Genomic DNA, 1682 nt, shown 5'->3' with positions numbered 1-1682 from the left:
TGTCGCTTGCCCTGCTCGTCGGCTTTGCCGTGATGGTGGTGATCGGCCTCGCGAACGGCGCCGTTATCGCACTGTTGAAGATACCGCCCTTCGTGACGACACTGGCCACAATGGTCGCGCTGCAGGGCGCAACGCTTGCGGTTGCCTCCAAAGGCGTCCTGATGCTGAAGGATCCGACGCTTCGCGCGGTCGGCATCGAGCGCAGCTTCGGCATTCCCAATGTCATCTTCGCAACACTGCTGATCGTCGCCGTAGCAGCAATCCTGATGCGGCACAGCCGTTTCGGGCTGCGTACCTATGCGCTCGGGTCGGATGCCGGAGCCGCGGAACTTGCCGGCATCCCGGTGACGAAACACACGATCCTCGTCTATTGCGCCTCCAGTATCTTCGTCTTCCTGACGGCTGTGATCATGATCAGCCGGGTGCCTGTCGTGACGCCCAATATCGGCGGTACCTCGCTGCTTCTGGACGCGATCGCCGCTGCCGTGCTCGGCGGCACCAGTATCTTCGGCGGACGGGGAACGGTGTGGGGCGCGGTCGTCGGCGCCCTGATCGTCAGCCTGCTGACGACGGCGCTTCGGGTGTTCGGCACGGACCCGTCCAGCCTCGAACTCTACAAGGGGGCAATCATCATGGTCGCTCTCCTGGCCGATTCCGGCATGACCTACGCCAAGGCCCGGCTTGTCGAGGCAGCACGATGAGCGAGCCAGTTCCGGCATTGCCGATCCCGCCTGGGTCCAGCTTTGCGCTGATGACCTCGCCGGATACGGAAAGACACGCGACAGCCGGCGTGCATAAACCCGTCGTCATTCTGCCGCTCGGCGCTGTCGAGCAACATGGCCCCCATCTGCCGCTCGGCGTCGATTGCTGGCTTGCGGAAGCGGTTGCGCTCGCCGCGGCGGAAGGACAGGCCTCCATGCGTGTCGCCGAACCTTTCGCCTATGGCTCGTCCGAGCATCATCGCTCCTTCTCCGGCACCATGAGCCTCAGCCCGCAGACCTTCATCGCCGTTCTCGTCGATCTCTGCACCTGCCTTGCCGAAGACGGCTTCCTGCCGGTCATGCTGAACGGCCATGGCGGAAACCGCGCCGCGATCCAGGTGGCGATCACCACCCTTGGCCAGCGTGGCATCGTCACCGCGGGTTTCTCGTATTTCGATCTCATCGCCGACGTGGCGGCGGAGGCCCTGCCCGATGCCGCTACAGGCACCGGTCACGCTTGCGCGCTTGAAACCTCGTTGATGATGCATGTGCTTGGCGACAGCGTTCGCCGCGATCTCATCCCGCCGGGCGGCACCCCGCCATCCTGGCCGGATCCTCACCTTTACGCCGCGCCGGCCGTCACCGTCTGGCGCCGTTTCGAAGCCATCCGCGGCAACGGCGTCATCGGTACGCCGTCGCAGGCGGGCGCGGAGGCCGGCAGCAGACTTTTCATCGCAGCCGTGGAACGCAGCCGCGCCGCCATTTTGAACCTCCAATCCGAATTCGGCCAAAGGAACGCATGATGACAGTCCATTTCAAATCTTCTCTCGAAGGCCCCAACCTGCGCGGCATGGCGATCGTCTCGGAGCCGGAAGCAGCCGCCCGCATCGGCATCAACCGTATCGGCGGCGAGTGGATTGCCGGCAGCTCCGGCAAGTTCCTGAAAATCGACAGTCCGTCGACGGGCGAGCACCTCGGCTA

General features: G+C 64.5%; 2 protein-coding genes. Both read left to right on the top strand.

All coding sequences use genetic code 11. The features are described from left to right. The coding region (locus tag EN939_RS33130) for an ABC transporter permease (RefSeq protein ID WP_164751466.1) at positions 1-701 on the top strand (701 nt) is incomplete at its 5' end. Beyond that, positions 698-1504: a creatininase family protein gene (locus EN939_RS33125; protein ID WP_127271703.1), complete on the top strand. Its 807-nt coding sequence runs from the start codon at positions 698-700 to the stop codon at positions 1502-1504. The genes EN939_RS33130 and EN939_RS33125, both read left to right, overlap by 4 nt. Positions 1505-1682 lie beyond the last annotated feature (178 nt).

It is taken from the genome of Mesorhizobium sp. M7A.F.Ca.CA.002.05.1.1 (genome assembly GCF_003998335.1).
Taxonomy (GTDB): domain Bacteria; phylum Pseudomonadota; class Alphaproteobacteria; order Rhizobiales; family Rhizobiaceae; genus Mesorhizobium.
Note: the sequence above shows the minus strand (reverse complement) of the source record. Positions and strands in the feature narration are given on the sequence as shown.

Excerpts from the sequence above, each read along its gene's own strand:
- EN939_RS33125 (WP_127271703.1), top strand. The coding sequence starts at position 698 with ATGAGCGAGCCAGTTCCGGCATTGCCGATCCCGCCTGGGTCCAGCTTT.